Source organism: Proteus sp. fly-1013 (assembly GCF_040140245.1).
Classification (GTDB): domain Bacteria; phylum Pseudomonadota; class Gammaproteobacteria; order Enterobacterales; family Enterobacteriaceae; genus Proteus; species Proteus mirabilis_B.
In genome coordinates, this window is record NZ_JBEEWD010000001.1 from 578333 (window position 1) to 602448 (window position 24116).

Consider the following 24116-nt stretch of genomic DNA (forward strand, 5'->3'; position numbering starts at 1 on the left):
TAGAAGTATCAGGCTGTTTAGAAGTATCAGGCTGTTTAGAAGTATCAGGCTGTTTAGAGGTATCAGGCTGTTTAGAGATATCCGATTCACCATCTTTTCCACCTACAAGATACCACTCTGTATGACCATCATTAGTTTTACTATTTAGCTTATATTTCCAAACACCAACTTCGACATTACCGCCTTTATTTAATAAATTAAAATCAGCATCACCACTATTTACATAAACTAATTGAACATTTTTAGGATCAGAGATCTCTTCTCCACTATCATTTATTTTTAATCCAAAATGTCCAGTTGCATGATCTGAAATATAAATATTATCGCTTAAACCATCGGCTAAGTGGCTACTTAAAATAAAAGTACCTTCACCTGTGAGTGTTTTTAATTCAAGTTGATTAAATTGCATGCCAGAAGCATAATGTTCCATTTCGAGTTGGCTACCAGCTTGCATCTTTAAATTGTTAATATGAGTGATTAATTCTGGGCCTGGTTTTTCTGGCCTCGGGGCATCACCATCATCACCATAATTTTCGTCCCATGAAGGTACAATATACGTTTTACCTGCTAGTGTTAAATTTTCTATAAATATTTTAGCTGAAGGAACAGGATCATTTTTGGATACATCAGTAGTTTCAGTATCAATGTTATCAATATATAATTCGGCATTTTTATCTATAAATAATTTGCCTATAGATGATGAACTTGCGTTCATATCAATATTACTCGTACCTGTTACTATAGTATCTTTAATCGTGGGAATACCCACATCTATTATACCATTAGCATACATACTAATATTGGCATCATCTTTAACAATTGTACCTATTGCTAGACTATCACCATACATTTGTAATATTGCTTCATTTTCAAGAGTAATATTTTGAATTTTGTGGTTTGTATCTATATAAAGATTTGTTTTATTACTATAAGTTGAATTAGATGTAATTTCATCATTAGAGAGACGAACGCCATTTATACTATTATCTTTGGCATAAACCGAACCAGTTAAGAAAGATAATATACTTATAGTAATAATATTTTTACTAAAATTTTTATTCAGTAGCATAAAAAATGACCTTTTTTATTTTTTTATTGTGTAATAACTATTAAATTATTCTTAATGATCATATTGTTTGCTTTATTTATCAATTTAAATAACCTTAAAAAAATATATTTAGAATATAATCTTTCTTAAGGTGAACTCTATTAAAGAAAAATATAATTATTTAATATATATAATAATATATCTTAGGTGGGCTATTTGACTTATGGTGTTTTTTATTTTAAAAGAAACACCATAAGATAAAGATAAGAGAGTAATATAATAGCTAGCTATTATATTTTAGGTGCTTTGTATACTAAGATAGCAGTAAATATAGCCCATAAGAAACTGATGACTTTAAACCATTTAGGATATTTTTTTTGTAGAGAAAACCAGCAAAAAACAAAAGGGACCCACAAAGTGGCAACGGCTAAAATGGCAAATTTCGTTTTATAAAACCTTTTTGCTTTGAATTCTTTTTTAACTCTTTTTTCAATTTCTTTACCATTTCTTTCTACTTCAGCTCTTTCACTATTCCATGATGGATATTTATTATCTAACCAGCGAGTTATACCAAATAGTGAGGTAGTAATTCTATTCTTTGCATGCTGACTGGTGTCACCAGAATATTTAATTTCTTGAATAATTTGAAAAAATGATACGGTAAGCCTAAGAAATTCACCGTTTAATTTCTCAAAATGTAGTGGTTTGTCAGAGTTAGGGCTTTTATTTTTTTTCTCTGATCTTTCAAAACAACCAATCATTGTAGAAACTTCATCAACAGCTTTATCTACAAATTTATTAAACTCTATTTTTTGAATTTCTTGTGGTGACGGTCCATCTTCAGAAAGACTAACTCTGTATGTAGTTCCTAAACCAGGAAAAATTGAGTTTCTTTTTCTTACATCGGCTTTTACGGTTCTTTTAGGGTTTAGAAACATGAATGATACCTATCTATTTTTTAGTCATCATGAATATGTTAATGTTTTTCCTAGAAATAAACAACGAACTATATCGCAAATATCCTATCAATAGCGTGCAGCTACTCATCTTTAAATGATGATTTTGTAAAACCATGTAAGTCAGACCGTTCTGTTACTGTTTTATGCCAATATTTTCTCTTTTACAAATGGGGAATTATTATGTCTACAATGAAAACAGAAGTTATTGTTATTCGTTTAACAAAAAAAGAGCGTGCATTATTGGATTCAATAAAAACAGCACCATTACTTGCAGATTGGATGAAAGAATTAGCACTTTCCAAATTACAAGAGCAAGGTAATTCATCTAATAAATAGTTACTAATGCCGACAAAAGGAATTTAGTCGGCATCATTATTTTATTATTTATACTATAAAATAGAATAGTAACAGTAATAATAGATTATAGTTTATGCATGTTAAATTTTAAGGTAATAAGTATGGATACTAATAAAACTGAAAATAAAGTGGTAGGAAAGGGAATATTAATGGCATTTTGGGTGGGAGGATTGGTTGTTGCAGGATTACTTATCTACAATGAACTAAGCTCACATTCTAATTCAGGTGGTTGGTCAAGCTTATCCAGAGCCATAACAGCGGCTTTTATTATTTTGGGTGCTGGGTTCTATTGTTTTATCTGTTTTTTTATTGCATTAAATGAATGGTTAGATAATCGTAAAAATGAATACGTTAATATAGTGAGAGTTAAAATAGCCTTAATACTGCATGGCTTAGTTTCTATAGTTGTAGGGCTACTTGCTTCACCATTATTATTTAAATGATATTAGCTTAATGAAACAAGTTGAGATAGATGTGAACAAAAAAACAGCTATTGATTAATAACAGTCTGATATATGTACTCGTTGAAACTGATTAAGTGACATGGGATTAAATAATTTTAGTCTTAAAAAACAGTTAAATAGAGTTAAAGAGACTTGGATCTGTTGTAATGAAAAATGATATCAATAATGATTGTTAATAAAAAAGCCCAATGTGGCGGCATTGGGCTTAGTGACTCGAATAGATGGGTATAAAAAAACTATTAGAGATCACTATAAATGTAGTGAATTTTCATTTTATAAATTAACAATAAATGCTTTTTTTTTAGTAAAAAGTGCTTTTGTACCTTATGTCGTCCAGTTTTAAGACAAATTGACGTTTTTTTCATTCTCTTTTGTCAATCAGGCTTTTGTAGATCCACTTGTTTTTTTACTTTTTGCTATGTGAATAGATGGGCGATGTTCTCTTTATCAATACTTGGTAGATAACGATAAGCTGATTATAATCAAGAATTAATAAACTCTTTTATCGAGTATTCCTTATTCCTTGTAAAATTGAAGATGCAACATGAATAAAAACAATAAATTATTTATTACAGAACAACAAAAAATAATGTGTGAAAAATATGATGTTTCACCTCAAGAACCTGAAGAAATGGTCGCGATTGCTCTAGATAAGTTAAGTGGTAATCCTATTTATGGAACTCGTATAAAACAATCAGAAGGCGATACTATAAGTTGGTTTTTTTATTGTGAGAAATATTGTGCAAGAAATGATTTTTATCAACCATTACATACAGAACATTTGGAAGAACTGCTACCTGAAGTAATAAATTACCTTTATTTACCAGAAGGGTATAATTTTATTATTGATAGAGAAGGATATGAAGATGTTTGGTTTGAAGAGACAAATTAAATAAGTATTTATCATTATTTTATAATTTTTAGATTAAGTAGATTTACATTTTATATATATTCTTATGCATTGAAATTTATAACTATGTTAAGAGTACACTAATATAAAAATGTTAAGTTATTTTAAAAATTAAAAATATTAATTGATATTGGTCTTGTTTTTAACATAAAGACAATGACAGACTGGCCGGATTGGGTAAATATCATAAGAGCATTTAACTCACAATTAATAAGGAAGGTAGCTATTTATGTTTCCAGAATATCGTGATTTAATTTCAAAACTTCGCCAAACTGATCCTCATTTTCGTGCTCTTTTTGAACAACATAACGAACTTGACCATAAAATTGTTAGATTAGAGCATAAAGATAGAAGAGGATATGGTGAAGAAGTTGTTGAGCTAAAAAAACAAAAATTAAAACTGAAAGAGGAAATTCATCAAATCCTCAAAAATCCACCGGAAGAAGAGTGAGTAATAAAAAATAATTACTCTATAAATACATAAAGATGCAGAAACCATCCAACTAAAAAGGGATGGTTTTTCGTTTTTAGAAAAACAGTTTATTTTTGAATAAAAAATTATATAAACCAAATGGTTTTATTTATAAAAAAGGCTACATTGTAGCCTTTTAACTGTCTAGGTTCTAAAAATAATAATGATAATTTAGTTATGTATTATGTCAAAACTCGTCTTTCCAAAGCACATCAAAATGATGTGAGTTTATTTTATAAACAGCTCTAACATTATCATTAATATAATGTTTATAAATATTTTCGTCAGAAAAATAAGTAGACACAGCTAACTCACATTCTGATGATATTTTTCGTGGTGCATCAATAATTTTTGAGGACAAATTATCTTGTTGGAGTTGTTGCTGAAGTTTTTTTACAGCATATTGTTCATGAAAAAGAAATAAGTAGTTATGCATCATTTTTGCTAATTCCATTATCTTTTGCTTTATTTACAGCATAGGTATAAATAGCAGCAACAATGACAGCAAACAATAAACCAATAACAACAACTAGTTTACCATTATCCGTAACACCAGCAGGACTTGAGGCATAAGAGAAGTTATGGGCAAAAGCGGCTCCTACTAACATACCCATGACGCTTACAGCAGCGTCTGAGTTACCTTGACCAGCATTAGCTAGTTGTCGTAATGGGCAACCCGTAATGAGAACACCACATAAGCCTACAAGTACCATAGAGAGAAAATTCCATAGTCCATCGCTGTGGGCTATAGGTTGATTTTCAAAACCAAGGTTAAACTTGCCTAAATAAAGATTACCTAAAAAAACAACAAGTGTTAATGCGATTACACCAAACGCCATATTATAGTTACGCGATAAAAATACATGCTTTGCCATTCCAATAAAGCAGAATCTTGTGCGCTGAATAATAAAACCAATAATAAGTCCTGCGATAATAGACATCCACACTGGCGCATGACTTGCTCCAGGACCTTTTACACTGGCGTTGAATATATCGCTGTTCCATAAGAATAAAGCAAATAGGAATATACATATAATAGGTAGAATAAAACCTTCTATAGGGGATTGGCGATAATTTCTTGGGAGAGAAAATCCTTTTTTAACAAATAAGCTACCTATGCCGATCCCTATTATTAATCCAACTAATCCTATTACAGCATTTAAATCACCGGCACCGATACGAAGCACCATTCTTAATGGACACCCTAAAAACACTAAACAGCCAGCCATCATTAGAAAGCCTAGTGTAAAACGAATAATAGGTGCAGAGCCTGCTTTTGATTGAAATTCTTTGAAGATAAGAGCTGCAACAAAAGAGCCAAGAATAAAACCGAATATTTCAGGGCGAAGATATTGAACTGTTTCGGTGTGATGTAAGCCCATACCTCCTGCGCTATCGCGAATAAAACAAGCTACACACACACCCATATTAGGTGGGTTTCCGTTAATGCCGAGAAGTAACGCAATAGCACCAATAACAAATCCAGATAGAATTAAAACCCATTTTATAGACATTAAATGCCTCCGTTGATGGGGGAGTCCCCCTGACTAATAGAACCTATTAAGTACGGGGCAACTATATATAAGAATAACGTATGATTCTTTTATATAGATCACGTCAAAATTAATAAAATAAATAATATTAAGTTTTACAATTTAAGAGTGTTAATTTAATTAGCAATAAGTTAATTATTATTTAAATAACTTATTGCTAATAATGAAGGATGGAAGTTGACTTTTATAAGTCGGTTAATTTAATTATTTATCTCTTTTTTCCATTTTTTATATGCATTTGTAATTATTGGTGCAATTTTGTCATAATTATCCCATGAGTTTTCAACGTAATATGAAGATGAGAGCCCCTGAGCTAGAACACGCTCGAAATCTTCGAAATAGTTATTATTTTCTGATTCGTAATAATGTTGTGTGAAAGCGTATCCTTCATCGCCCAAGTCATCGCTAATAAATTTTTCGTCGCAAACTTGGATAAGAAATGCAAGACCATCCATTTCTCTTTTACGTATCATTTCTAACTCATCAATTGCATCTTCTTGTAGATCTTCACTTTCTAAATTGTTTTCAATAATCCAAGTCAAATAGAATCCTATATGTATACCTCCATTTTCAGGTGGTAGGTCATCAGGAAAATCACCATAAGCGTGCCAGTCGATTCTATCAATTGCCATTTTCTACCTATATTAATCAATAAAGGACATTTGATTATAGCGTATGTTATCGATATATAAATAGTAGTATTACTATAAAAATCAAATTACTAGTAAGTAAGAATAATATATTTATTTAAGAATAATAAATCAATATGTTAAATAATTCTGAAAATAGCAGGCTAATTTCAATTATCATATTTTGATTTTGTTTGTTATTTTAATCATTATTAGATGATATTTTATTTTTTAATTAAGATAATACTTATCCCTCTTTTGTTTTTATTTGAGATAATGCTGACTTAAGGAAAATAATGGAAGTTACTTTCTAACTGTTAAAAATACTTAAAGGATATTTATGAAAAAGCTTATTCTAGCATTGGGTCTATTATCAATTTCTTCTATCGCTGTTTCTGCTGATTTATCTAAAGCATGTGAAGATTATTTTAAAGAAACTGACTCTTATGTTGAGTTAATGGCAAAAAACGATGCAACTAAAGCTCAAGCAGAAGCGATGAAAGCGCAATATGCTCAAGCTAAAGAACAATTTGCAGCATTGCCTAAAGATGTTCAAGAAAGTACTTGTAAACAAGCTTTAGATTCTTTAGAGCAAATGAAAAAAATGTCAGCAGGTCAATAAACTTTATTCTGTTGCTATCAAAAAGCCTTATAACTTTAATTGTTTTAAGGCTTTTTTCTTGAGTAAAAAATAAAAATATTCCCTATATTATATTGTTTTCTAATTCAAAATTAAGACCTGCTTAATTTTTATTTTCTTTCTGTTTTTATTTATTCTTCTTACTTTAATTTTTATTTATTTAGTGTTAATTTAAAATTCCTTCTCTAAGAAAGAGTATTAATAATGAATATTGTAGTCTATATTGCAACAAGTTTAGATGGTTATATTGCTGATAAAAAAGGTAATATTGATTGGCTTACTAGTATTGAAAATCCTGAAAATTTAGACTTTGGTTTTGCTGACTTTCTTAGTGGTATTGATGCGATTGTTATGGGAAGGACAACCTTTGAAACAATAATGGGGTTTGATATTGAATGGCCTTATGAGCAACCAGTTTTTATACTAAGTAATACGATTAAAGAATTACCAGTTTCATTGCCGGATAATGTAAGTATTTTATCAGGAAATGTCACTGAGATAATAAAAAAACTTAAAAGCAATGGCTATAATAGAGTATATATTGACGGTGGAAAAACAGTACAAGGATTTATTAATGAAGGTTTTGTTGATGAGCTCATAATAACTAGAATACCTATTCTATTAGGTGAGGGTATACCGTTATTTATACCAAATGATAAAAGAATAGAGTTTACTCATCATAGAACAGAAATATATTTAGATTCTTTTGTTAAATCACATTATAAAAAAATTAATTAAAACTTACTTACTTACTTTATTCAACGAGCATCTTATTGGTGCTTTTTTTATTTCTATATGAAAATAATTTAATATGGTTGGTTACTATATATTTACATTAGGTATTATTTTCGTTTATTTATATTATTCGTGAATATGAGTGTTTTTTTCTAATTCTTTTTATTTTGGTTAAGTCCTTTATTTTCTCTGTTCTTTTAACTAAATCATAGCTAAAATCATTCAATATCATCATTTTATGAGCTGATTTTTCTATTTTTATATGAATGGTTAAAATTATTTTGTTGATGAATCGATTTTGTGGAATAATCGTTTACTCCTATTTCTTATTGATATTTAATTTATGTATTACTTTTTATTTTTATTACTTTCTGTATTTGTAACTTCTGGGTGTACTACTAATAAAACAACTCAAGCTAAATTAATTGAGACACATACTGATAATCTCATTCCTGATAGTCACGAGGTAAATAATAACTTAGCTTTTATGTTGGGAAAGCAATCTCGCTTTGAAATGGAAGTGCAAGAAGAAAAACAAAGGCTTGGAGAAGTTTTTAAAGTTGGTTTAAATGAAAAGAAACCATCAATAAACAATCAGTATTTAAACAATCAATATTTAAACAATAATAATTCAACATTAAAACCTATTCAAAAAATAAGCTTTACCATGCCAGTTCCTGAGCCTATCTGGAATGAAAAAAAACAAACAGTTGAATTCAAATGGAAACAAAAACCACATTATACTTTTGATGCCTACTAATACTTCAATAGCAATTTAAAATTTAATTTTTTATGGAAAAATTATGCGCATAGCAAGCACTTTATTATTATCTTTTCTATTACTTGGTTGTAGTACTGATAACGTTACTTTTAGTACGGGTAATTCAGGAAGTCATAGAATAGGCACTCCAGTGTGTTCAACATTAGTTTGTGGTAAGAATACTCGAACACCAGGAGAACAAAAAGCAATTAATGAGGCTGTTCATGAACAACAGCGAGCTATTATGCGAGGGGAAAAACCTGATTTACAGATTATGGCTTCTTATTAAAAATTAATACTATTATCTATGCCAGTAATGACTACTGGCTGATAATAATTTTTTAGATTTTATTAATAATAAAATTAGCTCTATTAGTTATTTCTATTTTAGGTAACTCTATTAAATTATAATTATATTTTTTATAAACAGCTATCATAGCTAAATAGGTTTCTTTAGCTTCTTTTTCTGTTTGTTTTCTTTCTTGATCTTGAGCATAGATTTCAGCCCAAGGTGGCGCAATAAACACGTTCGTTGAATAATGAAATAAAGTAATTGCTTTATCGAGGTGTTTGGGAATAGCTAAACCACATAGGAGTAAATATCCAGCAATATCAGGGATACCTCTATCATAGAAATAGGGCATTTTATTATTGCTCGCTTCATGCCATGAGCGTAATTCCCAAATTAGCATTGCTTGTGCGAAAGCGCTAGGATCTACCCACGGTAATGCATTTCCTTCAATAATACTCTGGTCTTGAATAATGGCTCTTCCTGCTTCTAAAGAGCAGGGATAGCCTCTATTTTTAAGTTCGTTTATTAGTGTGGTTTTCCCAGAGCCAGGACCTCCGGTTAATATAATACGATGTGCTTTTTCAGGCATGATGTTCCCTATGATTTTATATAATTAACAAAGAAAAAGAGAATAAAGATGATATGTAGGTAGGGGAGAGTTAACACGAGAATTATTAGAGATTAAATATACCTAAAAAATAGAACTTGAAAAAGTGCATTAGCATTAAATGTTAATATAAATCTTAACTGCTTTTATTTTATGAAAGATCAAGAAAATAGCGTAATAAATTACGCTATTTTTAGAAGAGGAAACTTAATGGCTAAATATTACGGGATACAAGGTTCTGGTGCATAGGTACTGCTTGGGAAAGCTTTAGGTAAATAACTACATTTTTTGATTGTTTCTTGTGCGCCTTCTTTTGATTCAAAAAGTGCAACACCAATTACACCTGTATTTCTTTTGTCACCTTGAGCATTATAATTTACATATCCTTCTTCAGGTGCGCCAAAGCGAAAAGCGGCAACTTGTTGCTGATTTTTTCTAAAACCTTCAACAAATAAAGTATCTCCAGGTCTTAATAAATAACCTCTATTTTGATAAGAGCCAGCAGTTCCACTGATAACATCTAAGCCATCAACAGTAATAACAGCTTCGTATATTATTTTATGGCTAGTGTTATGTAAGAAAATAATATATCGCTCATTCTGTTTTCCATACAATAAATATTGATCATTTTGCGTAAAGTATAATGGCATTATATTTCTGTTTTCAGTTAAAACTGATATCTGTAATGGACTTTTGCTAACCCGTGTAATTTTTGAGTAAGAGTTGGATGGAACACCACTTTGATAAAATATAGATGTTACCTGTGAAGGCGTTTCTGATAATCGATATGCTTCAACACTTTCAGTAACAGAAGGTAAACTTTCTCCCCATTTTGTTGAAAGAGCTCTATTTTCAGTTTGCTCATTAGCAACACTTAGGCTAGTGGGATAGTTTCTCTCAATTGTTGTACAGCCTGAGGTTAGTATTAAAATACTACTCAGCAACGAAAATGATGCGATGGTTTTGAATAAATTCATATTTTTGCTTTCCTTAGTATTTATACGAAATTCGTTTCTAAATTTTATTAATATTAAATTAGCGTTTACGTTTTAATTTGTCTCTCAGCTAATTCTTAGGGTAGTAATATTTAAAGGTAAATAGTCACAATTTAGGATAGTTTGAAGTCAAATATTATGAATTTATAGATGAGCGAAATGAAGTGTATGAAAAGCAAAAATAGGATCTCTTTATTTTGAGTACTATTTTTCCTCTTATTTTCTTATTTAAGCATTTTATGCCAATGGCAGTATTGAATAGCAATTGAAAGAAGAAGAGTTTGATTCTATTATAGAACGTATATGTTTTATTATGATTTGTATATAAGGATTATCGTGGGTATTGTAAAAATTTCTGATGAATTACATGAGTACTTGCGAAAAGCAAGCAATGTGATGTCACGCTCTGTCAATGCTCAAGCAGAATTTTGGATAAAAATTGGCATTCAAGCAGAATTAAACCCAGAAAAAACGTTTCCAATGATTATTAATGAAATGCTGGAAAAAGAAGCCATCAAGCAAGAAGTAGAATAAGAGGAAAGAAGAATGGATAAAATAACGATTAAGACAGCTGATGAAATTGAATTAATGCGTGAATCAGGGCGTTTATTAGCAAAAGTTTTTACAATGCTTGATGATTTTATTGTACCCGGTGTTTCTACACTGGAAATTAACGATAAGGTTGATGATTTTATTGTTAATGAACTTCAATCTAGGCCAGCAAGTAAAGGCCAATATGGCTATGAATATGTGTTAAATACATCTATTAATGAAGTTGTTTGCCATGGTGTACCAAAATCAGATGAGCGCTTAAAAAGTAAAGATATTATTAATGTTGATATTACACTAGAAAAAAATGGATTTATTGCTGACTCTAGTAAAATGTATATTATGCCAGAGGCGTCTCCTATTGCACGAAAATTAGCAAAAACAACGTATCAAGCAATGTGGGAAGGTATTAAAGAAGTAAAACCAGGCGCGACATTAGGTGATATTGGTCATGCTATTCAAAGCTTTGCACAAAGTCATGGATATAGCGTAGTGAGAGAATACTGTGGGCATGGAATAGGAAGAGAAATGCATGAGGCGCCACAAGTACTACATTATGGTATTAGAGGGCAAGGCGTTGAATTAAAAGAAGGTATGACTTTTACGATTGAACCAATGATAAATCAAGGTGGCGCTAAAATAAAAACCAAAAAAGATGGTTGGACTGTTGTGACAAGAGATAAAAAGTTATCTGCTCAATCAGAGCATACTATTTTAGTCACAGCAACAGGGTATGAAGTACTCACTTTACGTCCGGAAGAAGTATTACCATAATTGCTACTGTCTTATATTTATAGCCATTTTAAGAAAAAATGTTTTTTATAATCTAAAAAAATTGAATTTTTAATTAAAGTGGCTACTTAATATCCTTTATTTTTATTTTTATTTTTATTTTTATTTATATCAATAAATTAAGTCCTAAGCTCAATAGTTTTATAAATCTGAGTTGTAAATTATACTTTGAACACTATATTAATATTGATACTCATTAAGTGTTTAACGAGTCATCATTAAATGATTGCAGGATGCGATTATTACCCTATAAAAATAAGGATGTTAATATGGAAGATATTTCAAGAACTTTAGAAGCGTGGGGATCATGGATTGCCAATGATCAAGATGCTATTAATTTATTGAATCACAATAAAAAAGAAGTTATTCCAGAGCGTATAAAACTGAGAAGAAAATGCACTCATCATAATGCAAATATTATCAATGATTTAATGAAAAGATTGATGATGCACAATAAAGAAGATTATCAGTTACTTATTAATTATTATGTTTTTGGTAAAACATTTATTCAGCTTGCAAAATATGATCAATGTTCGGATACGTATATTGGAAAAAAACTGAAAAAAGCAGAAGGTATGATTGAAGGTATGCTGGTTTTCTCTGTGCTTAATTAAGGCTATCAATAAAAAATTAAAACTGATTAAAATAATGCTTTACGATCGTAAAATAGAGATTATGCTAATAATACTTAGAACAAATAAGGTGTCAAAATGCGATGTTTACTATAATTTTTGCACTTCAAAGATTGTATTTTAAATATTGTATTCCATCTATTGCTTTAAGTATTGCTAATAGGATGTTTAGTAAATTAATTTAAATCCAAGGAGTGGAAAATATGTCAACTACATATCCAATTGTTTTAGTTCATGGTTTATCTGGTTTTGATGATATTGTCGGTTATCCTTATTTTTATGGTATCGCTGACGCATTAGAAAAAGATGGTCATAAAGTTTTCACCGCATCTCTTTCTGCATTTAACTCTAACGAAGTTCGTGGTGAACAACTTTGGGAATTTGTACAAAAAGTTCTCAAAGAAACGAAAGCAAAAAAAGTAAATTTAATCGGTCATAGCCAAGGTCCATTAGCTTGTCGTTATGTTGCTGCAAAACATGCTAAAAACATCGCTTCTGTTACCTCTGTTAATGGTGTAAACCACGGATCAGAGATTGCGGATCTAGTGCGACGTATTATGCGCAAAGATAGTGTGCCTGAATATATTGCTGATGCAGTTATGAAAGCTATTGGTACTATTATTTCTACATTTTCAGGTAATCGTGGTAATCCACAAGATGCCATTGCTGCATTAGAAGCATTAACAACTGAAAATGTGATGGAATTTAATAAAAAGTATCCACAAGGGCTGCCAGCCATTCGTGGTGGTGAAGGTAAAGAAGTCGTAAATGGTGTTCATTACTATTCATTTGGTAGTTATATCCAAGGTCTGATTGCCGGCGAAAAAGGCAATTTATTGGACCCTACTCATGCTGCAATGCGTGTATTAAGTGCATTCTTTACTGAACGTGAAAATGACGGTTTGGTGGGTCGTACAAGTATGCGATTAGGTAAACTAATTAAAGATGATTATGCTGAAGATCATCTGGACATGGTAAACCAGGTTGCAGGTCTAGTAGGGCGTGGTGAAGATATTGTAGCTATTTATACCAACCATGCGAATTTCTTAGCAAGTAAAAAGCTGTAATTAGTCTGCATACTTGTTGTGAAATAATCTAGAATGAATGGCTCTAATTAATTTAGAGCCATTTTTGTTTTAATTATTGCTGGTTAATATCTTTATTAACACTGATAGAAATAGAATAGCCTAATAAATATAGAGCTTGCTCTAGATTATCCACTTTTGAAGTTTGATTAATTTCGAGTAAACGCTCTATTTGTGAACTGGTTAAATTCATCTTTCTTGCAAGATCGGATTTTTTTGTCTTTGTTTCTAACATCGCATTATGTAACGCAATTTTTAAACAGCTAATAAGAGGTAAGTAGACAATAAAATCACCAACTTGTGCTTTGGATGGTGTCGGAATAGGCAATTTACTCGCAACAAACTCCTCAAGACCTACATGCAAAATATCAGAGGCTTCTAGTTCAATATCGTCTTCTGTATAAGCAACAGCGTGTATATTATCAAAATCACGGTAGGTGATTTCGTAAGTTTCACTTTCTTCATCAAAATGAGCGACTGCTGGATAGCTGAACATAAATAACCTTTTATAAAGTTGAAAACCATATTTAAAATGAAATTACACAATATAATGTGTTTTCAAAATTCTTGTGTATAGTACTAAAGTGAAACTTTATTTATCTATTTGATATTAAATAGTATGTTAAAGATTAAAGCATATTTATCAAAAATTATCTTCATTTCTTGCTAATGTGAGAAAAAGTGAAGTAGATAGTATATCGCTTGTTAGTTGTTAGGTATTTTTAGAAAGGAGTTGTTTATGTATCCCGTTGATTTACATGCTCATACTATTGCTAGTACACATGCTTACAGTACAGTTAGTGAATATTTCCAACAAGCTAAAAAGCAGGGAATTCAATTATTTGCAATTACTGACCATGGCCCAGATATGGATGATGCACCTCATGAATGGCATTTTTCTAATTTACCGGTGATCCCTCGTATTATTGATGGTGTTGGTATTCTTTATGGTATAGAAGCGAATATTAAAAATATTAAAGGTGAAACAGATTGCAGTGAGAAAATGAGCAAGAAATTAGATATTGTGCTTGCTGGTTTTCATGATCCTGTAATGAGCTCATTAGGCCTTGTTGATAATACAAAAGCGTTAATTGCAACAATAGCAAGTGGCTGTATTCAAATGATCACACATCCAGGTAATCCTAAATATCCCATTGATATTGCTGAAGTTGCAAAAGCAGCCGCCACTTACAATGTTGCTTTAGAAATGAATAACTCATCATTTATTCATTCTCGAGTTGGAAGTGAGAAAAACTGCATAGAAATAGCGAAAGCAGTGCGTGATGCAGGAGGGTTAATTGCATTGGGTTCTGACTCACACATAGCTTCTTCACTAGGAAATTTTGATCGAGTATTAGAAGTATTAGCCCAAATAGACTTTCCGCATGAGCGTATACTGAATGTAACCCCAAGAAGGGTATTAGATTTTTTAAAATCACACGGTAAAAAAGAGATCCCTGAATTTAGCCATTTTTAATATTGGTCTAAATCAGCAATAAGAAAGCTATCCTAAAATAAGATAGCTTTTATGCTGTGGGTAAACTTAATACTTACTGATGAAAAACAGTTAATTCTTGTTTTAATCTATCAGATTGTGTTTGCAAAGAATCCAATGAACTGACTAATTCCCGTGTCATTGTTGAGTTAGCTTGTGTTGTTTGATCTAATTGATTTATTGCATCTTCAATTTGGGCAATACCATTACTTTGTTCATTTGTAGAAATAGAAATATCGTGGATCATTTCATTAATATTTTCAGTATGCTTAGAAATATCTACCATATTATCGTTTGCGTCAGCAGCAAGCTGAAAACACTGATTTATTTTTTTACTTGAATTAGCGACAAGTATTTTTATCTCTTTTGATGCTAAGTTACAGCTAATGGATAATTCTCTTACTTCTTTAGCAACAACAGCAAAGCCTTTTCCGTGTTCACCCACTCTTGCCGCTTCTACGGCAGCATTTAAAGCCAACAGGTTTGTTTGGAAAGCGATATTGTCAATCGTAGAGGTAATATCGTTAATTTGTTCAGAGAACGTGACAACTTCATGCATATTTTCAACAACGTTAGCGAGCATTTCATTACTTTGATGGATCATCGTATCTGTTTTTGTTACTAGCTCACATGATGTTTGTGTATTTTCTGCATGTTGTTTTGATGTCACACTTAATTGTCGTATTCCTGCTGAAGTTTCGAGTACAGCTGCTGATTGTTGTTCAACACGAATGGCAAGATTATTGTTCATAACAGCAATATCACTTAGTTCGGAATTAATAAGACCGGAGCTGTGATTGATGTTATTGACGATCCGTTTTATCTGGTCTCGCATTTTTTGAATATTGGTAGTGAGAATATTTATTTCAAATAGACCTTTTGTGGTGACATCGGTCGCCAATTCTCCATTACTAATATCCTCGATATTTTTCATTATCGCATTTAACGGTGAAATAAAGTTTTTTCGTAATATGACTTGAACTAAGAAGGAGAAAATAACAATCAAAATTGAAATGACGATTAAGCTATAAATAATTTTATCGTACAGTAACTCACCTTCGCCCAATGAAGCCGTGTAGTAATTTTCTAGCTGTTGATGGTAGTTGGTATAGGCTTGCTCAAAATTGTCTTGATAGGTTTGTGTTGGTTGATTTAAGTATTCGTATGTTTTGCCTTGTTCTAGAAAGGCTAAGAATTCAATTAATGCTGCATTAAGCTCAGTATATTTCTGCTCTAATTGTTGTATATAAGTTTGATTTTCAACATTATGGGGAAAACTATTGAAACTTTTCCACCCGTTTTCAACGAGTTGAAGTTTTTCTTTAGCTTGTTGTAATAATGAAGAGATATCTGTATTTGCGGTAGCCATTTTATTAATAATTAATAAGTGGCGAGAACTGGCTCTATTTAGAGTATTACGTGTTTGTAAGAGATTTTCCCAAGTATTATTTAATAGCGATTGTTCATGGTAGATATTGTTTAGTGTGTTTAAGTTTCTCTTGTAATCATTGACTGAAGAGAGGAATAAAACACAAGCTAGACCAAGAAGTAAGATTAAAGAGCCTGTAATAAGCCAAACTAAAGTGGTTGTTTTTAAACTCGACATAGTCAAAGAGACGTTTGGCAAATAACGTTGTTTGAAGTTCTTAAACATGTAATGTTATTTCCTTTTTCATAAAAATATAACTGTGTAATTTATTGATTTTTAAGTTTTATTTTTACTTCCTGTAATTGGTATAGACAAAGAATTAAGAAAAAAATAAAAATATTTTTTTAGGTCACTCTTTGATTTAATGCCATATATCCTTTTGATTTTTTCAAATACTAAAAAATAGTATCGGCATTTTATAAATATTCTTTATGCTTATTTATTACTCTAATTAATAAATTTATTAAATGTATCAATTGGTCTTGTAACGCTTTGATTTTCAATTAATTTATCTTAAATATTAAAAGTTAACGATAAATAATAAAAATGAGATAAAAGATATCATCTCAATAAATAAGTTTTAACTTGTTGATTTATTATTATTTTTATGTGACTAGTTAGCTTATTTTTAAACAATTAGATTTAAATAGTGTAAGTGTTTCTATTTATAAAATAAAAAGGTAATAATGATTAAAACAGCAATAAATTAAATTATTTTTTGTTAGTTTAAAAGAATAAATAAGAGAATCTAACGTTAAAAAGGGAGGGGAATAAAAAGATCACAGAAGAGAAAAAGTAAGAAAACAGACGAAATCACTATAAACGGAAGGTATATTACCCTCCCGTTTATAAATAAAGCTTACATCAATGATGATCCTAATGATGTGTGAAAATCTCACATAAGGTTAAGAATAAAAATAAGCTTTTAAAGCGAAATTCCTGAGAACGACATAAAACCAAGAGACATTAATCCTACCGTGATGAATGTGATCCCTAACCCTCTCAATCCTTTGGGGATATCTGAATATTTCATTTTTTCACGTAAACCAGAGAGCGCGATAATCGCAAGTAGCCAACCTATGCCACACCCAGCACCATATATCACTGATTCAGTAAATGTGTAGTCACGTTCAACCATAAAAATGGTGGCACCAAAGATAGCGCAATGAATAGTCAATAAAGGCAAAAAGATCCCTAATGAATGATAAAGTGAAGGGATAAATTTATCTAAAAACATTTCTAAAATTTGAACTAATGCGGCTAAAACGCCAATAAAAGTGATATATCTAAGAAAGCTAAGATCAATACCTTCGACTACCGCGTCTTTCTTTAGAATGAAATGATAGATTAAATTATTGATAGGCGTAGCAATAATAAGTAAGGCAGTAACAGTAAGACCTAGTTTTAATGAGGTTTTTACTTCTTTAGAGACAGCAAGAAAAGTACACATTCCTAAAAAGAAACTTAATGCCATATTCTCAACAAAAGTTGCCTTAATAAAGATATTAAGGTAATTTTCAAGCATAACCCCTCCTATTAATATGTTTTTTTACTAATTCTAGTAAAAACAGTGCATTAATATAAGTGGTATTACAAAAATATCTTTAAAATTAGATCTAAATGACATTTTTTGACTAAGAAAGTGCTTTATTTGAGATAAGGAAAATAAAATTCTCAGATAAATATAATAAATATGGCATTCAAATGAATTTTTTATTCAATTCGTCATTTTTTACTTTTTAGTGGATAAGGTAAAACAATGCTAGAAATAACAAAGCACCAATATCTATTGATAGAATATTGGTGCTCCGATTAGAGAATTTTGATAATTTCTATGAAAAGATCTACTGAGTAAAATTGTTTATGACTTGAGGTTATTTAACATTAGTGTTTTATAATTATTTTTCTCAAGATCTTTTTCTGTAAAGCCAAATTTTGCGGCTAAGTGCTTTAATTGGTCAGCGTAGAGCGAGAGTTTGCTTTGGTCGTCCGTCATGATAGCAAATTCAGCAAATGAGCCTAGTTTATCTAATTTATCGATAGTGATATGAAACTCATCTAGAAAATAGATTTCTCTTGATTTTGTGTAATTGAGAATACAGTGGTAGCCAAGTGTGGTAAACATAGAGACTGTTTTTTCTGCATCTTCAATACGAACAGCTTCACATTGTGATAAATCAGGACCTTTAACGATAAGAAGGTTTATTCCTGCGGGGAGCATTCTTCTTACACATAAACTGATAGTAGGAGCTGAAAATTTAGTATTATTATGCTCCATGTACCAATCTGTTTCTTGATTCTCTGGCGTAAATAATGTGGCGCCTGATTTTTTTAGTTCGTTAACAAATTCTTGTGGATTTTGAAGGTGATATTTCAGTTCGGCTTCAAATTTACCTTGAAAGTGATCAGACATACGTTTTCCCTAATTTAGCGTTAATGCATTATAGCATTAGTAAAGTATCCTTCTGAGGTAAAAACGAACGTTTAGTGTTATTTCATTATTTTCTATTTTAAAAAATGATGATGAAGGATTATATAGAAATATTTAAATAGAGTAATGGATAGAATGACTATGAAATAAAGAGAGGGGGATATAGTGTTATTAATAAAAGAAGGAATAAGAGAAAATAAAAGGGGCATTGCCCCTTTTATTTTTACAGAACACCTTCAAACGGGTTCCAGCTTTGATCATTTTTGGTTTCTTTCAAGTAATACGCATAGTTGGCTGTTATAGCCCATAAAACGTTAATTGCGATACCTACAGCATTGATAACACCATTATTGACAGGTAAAAAGCCAATAATAGTAAAAATAGCAATGTTAATAGCAAATAATGTTAATGCCTTGCGCCATAACCCTAAAATAAGAAAGTAAATAAAACCAAAGAAAAATGCCCAGATATTCATTCCGATAAGAATACGCTTACCAAAGGAAAGTGCTTTATAAGCAGCTTTATATTCTGGTGTTTTAGGTGAGCCATATTGATCAAAAAATGAAAAACGCTCTTGCCATTTTTCGGAAATTTCTTTATTCATTTTAATTCCTTTTACCCTGTTGATTAAATTTAGTCTTAATAGGAAAAGCATCTTTACATAATTTAACATTATGAACAATATAAATTTATTAAGGGAGGATTAATATAGAAGATTATATAAAAAGCATTAAAGTAAATATGTTTTTAATCATTTTTTAATAATTATCTTATTGCTTCAGAATATATTTTTAATTACTACTCTTAAAAATAAGGGCGATAAAATAAAATATTATTTTGAATGAATTTTATGGTGAAAAGAATAAGAAATCTGGTTTATGACGAATACCAGATTTCTTATGGAGGCAGGTGATTAACGCACGACTAATACAGATGATTCTGCGTAACTGACCACGGAAGATGCAGTAGAACCTAGAAGATAAGTTTTCATACCAGGATTACGAGAACCAATGACAATCAGTTCTGCTTGAATTTTTTTTGCGGTTTCTAAAATTTTATCGCGAGGATTACCTATAGACACATAAAATTGAGTTGTACTATTGGGAATATCAATGTGCGATAAATTTTCTTTTAGCGTAGATAATGCAATTTCAATACGTTGTTTGTCACTTGCTAGTCTATCTTGGCCTGCGAATGCAAATCCGACAAAAGACTCATAACTTGGAATGACTGATAAAAAATGAATATTCAATTTGTCAGCGACAGACAATGCTTTTAGATGAGACACAACCTTGTCCAATAAACCAAGCTCTGTAAAATCAACGGGTACTAACACTGTTTTTGTCATAGTGGCTCCTAATTAACCTTTTATTATGATTAGGGCTTTAATATTAATTTTTTGTGCATACAAATATGAGTTACCTACTAATCTTATCAGTCAAAATGAAAAACTGCACAAAAATTGAGATTATTTTTATTTTTTGAGAGTTATGTATTTTTTTATATGAAAAAAAGTGAAAAAAACTGCTGTCTGAGTCAATAAATGTGTAGCAATATCAAATAGAAGTTATAAAAAATGAGAAGTGATAAGAAGTAATAGAAAGGATACTTTTTTATAATAATGATCATCATAGATATCACTTTTTATATATTTATTGATATATGGTAAAGCTTATTTTTGAATATTCTTTAATGGATTAAATATAATTTTTATTCAATGTTAATCAGAAGTTCCGGACTCTAAAGAAAAAATTAATAATTATAAAAACTAAAATAAAAATTTAAGTTTTAAATATTATATTGTTACTTTTCAATGTGTTATGTTGTTTTTATTATAATGATTAAATATATTCTCATTCTTAATGATAATAAGTACTATTTAACATTAAAATAGAGAGATGGCATATTACAAATGAGATTGGTTTTTATTTTTATTACAGTTAATTGATTGAAAAAATAAACAAAAACTATATTTAAATAACTATATTTTTATTTTTAAGTGTGCATAATATCCGTAATGTTAATTTTCATCGCAAAGGACGTAAAATATGTTACATCAAGATATGATCAATAAATTGAATGAACAGTTAAATTTAGAGTTTTATTCAGCAAATCTTTATTTGCAAATGAGTGCTTGGTGCGACGATAAAGGATTCGATGGTGCAGCTAAGTTTTTAAAAGCTCACTCACGTGAAGAAATGGAACATATGCACCGTTTATTTGATTACTTAAGTGATACAGGTGCTATGCCTTTACTTGGTGCGATTGAAGCTCCACCAGCTGAGTTCTCATCATTATCTGAGTTATTCGATAAAACTTATGAGCATGAAAAACACATTACATCTGAGATTAATAAATTAGCACATGTTGCAATGACAACTCAGGATTATTCAACGTTTAATTTCTTACAATGGTATGTTGCAGAACAGCATGAAGAAGAGAAATTATTTAAATCAATCCTAGATAAATTAGCAATGGTTGGTGACAGTGGTAAGGCTTTATTCTTGTTAGATAAAGATCTGAACACATTATCAACATCTGCACATGTTTAATTATTAATAAAGCGTTAGATTGCTTAAGTTAATAAATGAATTATTGCGCTCTGCTGTGACTGAATAGCAGGGCGTTTTTTATTCTTCTGTATTGCCTCCATTCTTATTTCTATTTTTTATCTCTTCTTCACTTTTGTTTGCTCGTTTTTTATCCTAAAAATTCTTTTTGACTGTTATTTATGCAGGGTGTTTATTTTACTTTTAGTTGTATTCGGTTATGTATTGAACTGTTTAGACTGTCAATATGGGTATTATATTTTTTCGAAGTGTAAAAATGGGTGATATTTGAAACAGAAACTGGTCTAAATAACATATATTTTGAGTGCTAGTTCACAACCTTTTATTTCTAATATCAAGAAGCGAAGATCTTGACGTAAATTTGCTATAAAATATTTCCATAAATAAAAAAATCACCTGTAATTTAAGAGGTTATTATGTCATTAAATACACTTAAGACATCTTGGGGTAAATTATCGGCTATCGCTGTTTTATTCCTTGGTATGTCATACCAACAAGCATTAGCACACGCACACTTAAAATCACAGTTACCTGCTGAAGGTGCAGCTATTGAACAATCTCAAGCGCCTAAGGTTATTACGCTAGACTTCTCTGAAGGTATTGAATTAGCCTTTAGCAAAATCAAAGTCACTAATAGTGATGGTAAAGAAATTACCGTAGGAAAATTGAGTTTAGACCCTGTTAACAATACTAAATTATTATTGCCTTTAGAAAATGATTTAGCAGAAGGCAACTATTTAGTTAATTGGAACGTTGTTTCTGTTGATGGGCACAAGACAAAAGGTTCTTATCAATTTAGTGTAAAATAATGACACCTGAAGACGTTTATATTTTATGCCGTTTTTTCCATTTCGTGGCAGTCATGTTTATGTTCGGACTGAGCTTCTCGGCTGCCATTCTTGCAAAAGATAAATTCATTCCTCTTATTCAAGTTCGTTTGCGTCCTGCATTAGCCATTAGTACTGTCACTGTCTTTATTACGACTTATCTATGGATGGTTGTACAATCCGGTATTATGGGTGATGGATGGGAGGATGCTTGGTCATTTGAAATATGGAAAGCGGTATTAGGTACTTCGTTTGGTCAAGTTTGGCAATGGCAATTAGTTTTGGCAACCATTGCGTTAGCTGTTTTATTTATACACCAACGTTATATTCGTAACTTCTCTCTATTAATTGTTGCTTCAATTATGTTGATCTTACATGCATTTATTGGTCATGGTGCAATGTTTACAGGATCAGAAGCGATATTTTATAAAGTTAACCAAAGTATTCATCTTATTAGTGCCGCATATTGGTTTGGTGGTTTATGGCCATTTGTCGCTTGTTTGCAGTTTTTACGTAATAAAGACGAGCTTGCAGATGGGATGATCAAACCTATCATTGGCACAATGAAGCGATTTTCACTTTTTGGTCATATTGCTGTTTTATTGGTTACTATTACCGGTATTATCAGTGCCGTTATGTTAATCCCGGGATGGCCAGCAGTACAATTATCATCTGAATATCAAAGTATGTTATGGCTTAAGATTAGCTTAGTGGTGTTAATGCTTGGTTTAGCCGTAATCAATCGTTATGTTTTAGTACCTCATATCCGTAAGAAAAATAATTTTCAATGGTTGCTAGTGAATAGTTGGCTTGAACTATTACTTGGGACAATGGTTATTTTTACTGTCGCCATCTTTGCGATTAACTCACCTGTATAGATTGTTATATAATCGAAAAAACCTAATTTCTTAAGTGAGATATCCACATGAAACGTTTTTTATTAGCGGGAATGTTAATGTTGTTTTCTTTTCAAGCATTCTCGGCAGCACCTATTTCAACGGTCAGCAAGCTTCAATTTGGTGACGATTGGCCATTTACACGAGAAGAGGTGATGCTTAATTGTCGTGCTGATGGCGCTTGGTTTGTGATTAATCCAGCAACACTGATGCAGTATCCACTTAATGAGATTGCAATGAAACAGATGGAAAGTGGAAAAGTAAAAGCACAGTTAATTGATGTTATTTTACTGCCAGATCCGAATACACCTGAAAAGAAAAAATCAGTAGAAGTGATACAGAATGCGATTAAGTCACTCTGTGAGAGCAATTAATCAAGTGATTAATAATATAACTAATAATTTTTTATTTTTATCGCATTGATTTAAATGATAAAAATTATAAGCGAAGATTTTTTGAATAGAAAATGGTGTGCTACTAGGTTGTTTACTGGATCTTTACATATTGTTAGCTAATATTTAACAGTAGGTTGTGAGATAGAAAAGTCTGAGTTAATCCTCGATTTTTGTTTATGCAGTAATCAGCAATTACTTTTTAGCGCACGGCTCGCAATGAGCCATTTCCCTAAGCCAGATAAATGATTTATCTGGCTTTTTTTATTTCGCTTTAGCATCTCGTTACGCCACTTTTAAGATCCAGTGGTGGCTATCTTTATCATAAGCATGACGATAAAGCAGAATATTTTTATCTTTCAATTGAGCTGGAATACTTGTGTTTTCATCCCATCCATCTAATTGCATGCAAAACTCTTTGTCATAATCACATGGAATATGAATATAAGTTAATTGATTATCGGAAGAGTGTTTTAAAGTAATATCTTCAATTTCATAGCAAGCAATTTTTAACGTTGTCTTTTTCATAATAAAGCTCCGGTTTAAGCGATGTCGTGTTGTGTTCCGTTGTGTTTTGTTGGTGGCATTTATTTTAAA

General features: G+C 30.8%; 31 protein-coding genes. 17 read left to right on the top strand and 14 right to left on the bottom strand.

Annotated features, from left to right (window positions below; genetic code table 11):
• Both ABN236_RS02820 and ABN236_RS02825 read right to left on the bottom strand, forming a co-directional pair.
• The coding region (locus ABN236_RS02820; protein WP_349473333.1) for a pertactin-like passenger domain-containing protein at window positions 1–1069 on the bottom strand (1069 nt) is incomplete at its 3' end.
• A 269-nt stretch (window positions 1070–1338) separates the two neighbouring features.
• Window positions 1339–1986 carry a hypothetical protein gene (locus tag ABN236_RS02825; RefSeq protein WP_349473334.1) on the bottom strand — a complete coding sequence of 216 codons (648 nt, stop codon included), beginning with the start codon at window positions 1984–1986 and terminating at the stop codon, window positions 1339–1341.
• Window positions 1987–2187: 201 nt separating this feature from the next.
• On the opposite strand from ABN236_RS02825, the gene ABN236_RS02830 reads away from it, so the two are divergent.
• The 4 genes from ABN236_RS02830 to ABN236_RS02845 all read left to right on the top strand — a co-directional run bounded on the left by ABN236_RS02830 (window position 2188) and on the right by ABN236_RS02845 (window position 4189).
• Window positions 2188–2343 carry a hypothetical protein gene (locus tag ABN236_RS02830; RefSeq protein ID WP_193775172.1) on the top strand — a complete coding sequence of 52 codons (156 nt, stop codon included), beginning with the start codon at window positions 2188–2190 and terminating at the stop codon, window positions 2341–2343.
• Window positions 2344–2465: 122 nt separating this feature from the next.
• Entirely contained in the window at window positions 2466–2807 is a 342-nt protein-coding gene (locus ABN236_RS02835) for a hypothetical protein (protein ID WP_194952314.1), read from the top strand.
• Window positions 2808–3372: 565 nt separating this feature from the next.
• On the top strand, window positions 3373–3720 hold the full coding sequence (locus ABN236_RS02840; RefSeq protein WP_349473335.1) for an immunity protein Imm33 domain-containing protein: 348 nt from the start codon (window positions 3373–3375) through the stop codon (window positions 3718–3720).
• 247 nt (window positions 3721–3967) lie between these two features.
• Complete coding sequence (locus ABN236_RS02845; protein ID WP_075672624.1) at window positions 3968–4189, top strand: DUF465 domain-containing protein; 222 nt, start codon at window positions 3968–3970, stop codon at window positions 4187–4189.
• A gap of 208 nt (window positions 4190–4397) precedes the next feature.
• On the opposite strand, the gene ABN236_RS02850 is transcribed toward ABN236_RS02845, so the two are convergent.
• The 3 genes from ABN236_RS02850 to ABN236_RS02860 all read right to left on the bottom strand — a co-directional run bounded on the left by ABN236_RS02850 (window position 4398) and on the right by ABN236_RS02860 (window position 6395).
• Window positions 4398–4664 (bottom strand): putative Se/S carrier-like protein, encoded by a 267-nt coding sequence (locus ABN236_RS02850; protein ID WP_088495829.1) that lies wholly within the window; start codon window positions 4662–4664, stop codon window positions 4398–4400.
• A complete protein-coding gene (yedE, locus tag ABN236_RS02855) occupies window positions 4639–5724 on the bottom strand; it encodes a YedE family putative selenium transporter (protein WP_088495828.1) in 1086 nt (361 codons plus the stop codon). Before yedE ends, ABN236_RS02850 begins: the two co-directional genes overlap by 26 nt.
• 239 nt (window positions 5725–5963) lie before the next feature.
• On the bottom strand, window positions 5964–6395 hold the full coding sequence (locus ABN236_RS02860) for a DUF7832 domain-containing protein (protein WP_349473336.1): 432 nt from the start codon (window positions 6393–6395) through the stop codon (window positions 5964–5966).
• Window positions 6396–6732: 337 nt separating this feature from the next.
• Between ABN236_RS02860 and ABN236_RS02865 the strand changes: the two genes are divergently transcribed.
• The 4 genes from ABN236_RS02865 (at window position 6733) to ABN236_RS02880 (ending at window position 8816) form a co-directional block, all read left to right on the top strand.
• The gene (locus tag ABN236_RS02865) at window positions 6733–7014 is read left to right on the top strand and encodes a DUF5339 domain-containing protein (protein WP_023582428.1); all 282 of its coding nucleotides are present in this window, start codon (window positions 6733–6735) and stop codon (window positions 7012–7014) included.
• A gap of 222 nt (window positions 7015–7236) precedes the next feature.
• A complete protein-coding gene (locus tag ABN236_RS02870; RefSeq protein ID WP_349473337.1) occupies window positions 7237–7770 on the top strand; it encodes a dihydrofolate reductase family protein in 534 nt (177 codons plus the stop codon).
• Window positions 7771–8110: 340 nt separating this feature from the next.
• A complete protein-coding gene (locus ABN236_RS02875) occupies window positions 8111–8527 on the top strand; it encodes a hypothetical protein (RefSeq protein WP_349473338.1) in 417 nt (138 codons plus the stop codon).
• 43 nt (window positions 8528–8570) lie between these two features.
• Window positions 8571–8816, top strand: a complete 246-nt coding sequence (locus ABN236_RS02880) for a hypothetical protein (protein WP_349473339.1) — start codon at window positions 8571–8573, stop codon at window positions 8814–8816.
• A gap of 52 nt (window positions 8817–8868) precedes the next feature.
• Here the strand turns inward: ABN236_RS02880 and ABN236_RS02885 are convergent, their stop codons facing one another.
• Both ABN236_RS02885 and ABN236_RS02890 read right to left on the bottom strand, forming a co-directional pair.
• Window positions 8869–9408, bottom strand: a complete 540-nt coding sequence (locus tag ABN236_RS02885; RefSeq protein ID WP_088495822.1) for an AAA family ATPase — start codon at window positions 9406–9408, stop codon at window positions 8869–8871.
• Between the two features lie 239 nt (window positions 9409–9647).
• Window positions 9648–10403 carry a hypothetical protein gene (locus ABN236_RS02890; RefSeq protein ID WP_194952322.1) on the bottom strand — a complete coding sequence of 252 codons (756 nt, stop codon included), beginning with the start codon at window positions 10401–10403 and terminating at the stop codon, window positions 9648–9650.
• A 354-nt stretch (window positions 10404–10757) separates the two neighbouring features.
• On the opposite strand from ABN236_RS02890, the gene ABN236_RS02895 reads away from it, so the two are divergent.
• From ABN236_RS02895 to ABN236_RS02910, 4 genes are all read left to right on the top strand, one after another.
• Window positions 10758–10955, top strand: a complete 198-nt coding sequence (locus ABN236_RS02895; protein ID WP_088495820.1) for a ParD-like family protein — start codon at window positions 10758–10760, stop codon at window positions 10953–10955.
• A 12-nt stretch (window positions 10956–10967) separates the two neighbouring features.
• The gene (gene map / locus ABN236_RS02900) at window positions 10968–11744 is read left to right on the top strand and encodes a type I methionyl aminopeptidase (protein WP_194952323.1); all 777 of its coding nucleotides are present in this window, start codon (window positions 10968–10970) and stop codon (window positions 11742–11744) included.
• Between the two features lie 287 nt (window positions 11745–12031).
• Window positions 12032–12376: an antiterminator Q family protein gene (locus tag ABN236_RS02905; protein WP_349473340.1), complete on the top strand. Its 345-nt coding sequence runs from the start codon at window positions 12032–12034 to the stop codon at window positions 12374–12376.
• Between the two features lie 221 nt (window positions 12377–12597).
• Window positions 12598–13461 carry a lipase family alpha/beta hydrolase gene (locus ABN236_RS02910; RefSeq protein WP_088495817.1) on the top strand — a complete coding sequence of 288 codons (864 nt, stop codon included), beginning with the start codon at window positions 12598–12600 and terminating at the stop codon, window positions 13459–13461.
• Between the two features lie 73 nt (window positions 13462–13534).
• On the opposite strand, the gene ABN236_RS02915 is transcribed toward ABN236_RS02910, so the two are convergent.
• Window positions 13535–13975: a type II toxin-antitoxin system HicB family antitoxin gene (locus ABN236_RS02915; RefSeq protein ID WP_349473341.1), complete on the bottom strand. Its 441-nt coding sequence runs from the start codon at window positions 13973–13975 to the stop codon at window positions 13535–13537.
• 243 nt (window positions 13976–14218) lie between these two features.
• On the opposite strand from ABN236_RS02915, the gene ABN236_RS02920 reads away from it, so the two are divergent.
• A complete protein-coding gene (locus ABN236_RS02920; RefSeq protein ID WP_088495815.1) occupies window positions 14219–14956 on the top strand; it encodes a phosphatase in 738 nt (245 codons plus the stop codon).
• 73 nt (window positions 14957–15029) lie between these two features.
• Here the strand turns inward: ABN236_RS02920 and ABN236_RS02925 are convergent, their stop codons facing one another.
• The 5 genes from ABN236_RS02925 to ABN236_RS02945 form a co-directional block, all read right to left on the bottom strand.
• Complete coding sequence (locus tag ABN236_RS02925) at window positions 15030–16628, bottom strand: methyl-accepting chemotaxis protein (RefSeq protein WP_349473342.1); 1599 nt, start codon at window positions 16626–16628, stop codon at window positions 15030–15032.
• A gap of 700 nt (window positions 16629–17328) precedes the next feature.
• Window positions 17329–17928: an NADH:ubiquinone reductase (Na(+)-transporting) subunit E gene (nqrE, locus tag ABN236_RS02930; protein ID WP_099659653.1), complete on the bottom strand. Its 600-nt coding sequence runs from the start codon at window positions 17926–17928 to the stop codon at window positions 17329–17331.
• A gap of 336 nt (window positions 17929–18264) precedes the next feature.
• A complete protein-coding gene (cyaB, locus tag ABN236_RS02935) occupies window positions 18265–18816 on the bottom strand; it encodes a class IV adenylate cyclase (protein ID WP_349473343.1) in 552 nt (183 codons plus the stop codon).
• A 241-nt stretch (window positions 18817–19057) separates the two neighbouring features.
• The gene (locus ABN236_RS02940; RefSeq protein ID WP_194952330.1) at window positions 19058–19438 is read right to left on the bottom strand and encodes a DUF2628 domain-containing protein; all 381 of its coding nucleotides are present in this window, start codon (window positions 19436–19438) and stop codon (window positions 19058–19060) included.
• A 309-nt stretch (window positions 19439–19747) separates the two neighbouring features.
• Window positions 19748–20182, bottom strand: a complete 435-nt coding sequence (locus tag ABN236_RS02945) for a universal stress protein (protein ID WP_072062602.1) — start codon at window positions 20180–20182, stop codon at window positions 19748–19750.
• 700 nt (window positions 20183–20882) lie between these two features.
• Between ABN236_RS02945 and ftnA the strand changes: the two genes are divergently transcribed.
• The 4 genes from ftnA (at window position 20883) to ABN236_RS02965 (ending at window position 23501) form a co-directional block, all read left to right on the top strand.
• The gene (gene ftnA, locus ABN236_RS02950) at window positions 20883–21386 is read left to right on the top strand and encodes a non-heme ferritin (RefSeq protein WP_075673382.1); all 504 of its coding nucleotides are present in this window, start codon (window positions 20883–20885) and stop codon (window positions 21384–21386) included.
• A 434-nt stretch (window positions 21387–21820) separates the two neighbouring features.
• Window positions 21821–22213, top strand: coding sequence for a copper homeostasis periplasmic binding protein CopC (gene copC, locus ABN236_RS02955; RefSeq protein ID WP_349473344.1), 393 nt, complete (start codon window positions 21821–21823; stop codon window positions 22211–22213).
• Window positions 22213–23109: a copper homeostasis membrane protein CopD gene (gene copD, locus ABN236_RS02960; protein ID WP_088495810.1), complete on the top strand. Its 897-nt coding sequence runs from the start codon at window positions 22213–22215 to the stop codon at window positions 23107–23109. Before copC ends, copD begins: the two co-directional genes overlap by 1 nt.
• Window positions 23110–23156: 47 nt before the next feature.
• Window positions 23157–23501 (top strand): YebY family protein, encoded by a 345-nt coding sequence (locus tag ABN236_RS02965; protein ID WP_088495809.1) that lies wholly within the window; start codon window positions 23157–23159, stop codon window positions 23499–23501.
• 303 nt (window positions 23502–23804) lie between these two features.
• On the opposite strand, the gene ABN236_RS02970 is transcribed toward ABN236_RS02965, so the two are convergent.
• On the bottom strand, window positions 23805–24047 hold the full coding sequence (locus ABN236_RS02970) for a DUF1480 family protein (protein ID WP_075673379.1): 243 nt from the start codon (window positions 24045–24047) through the stop codon (window positions 23805–23807).
• Between the last annotated feature and the right edge of the window lie 69 nt (window positions 24048–24116).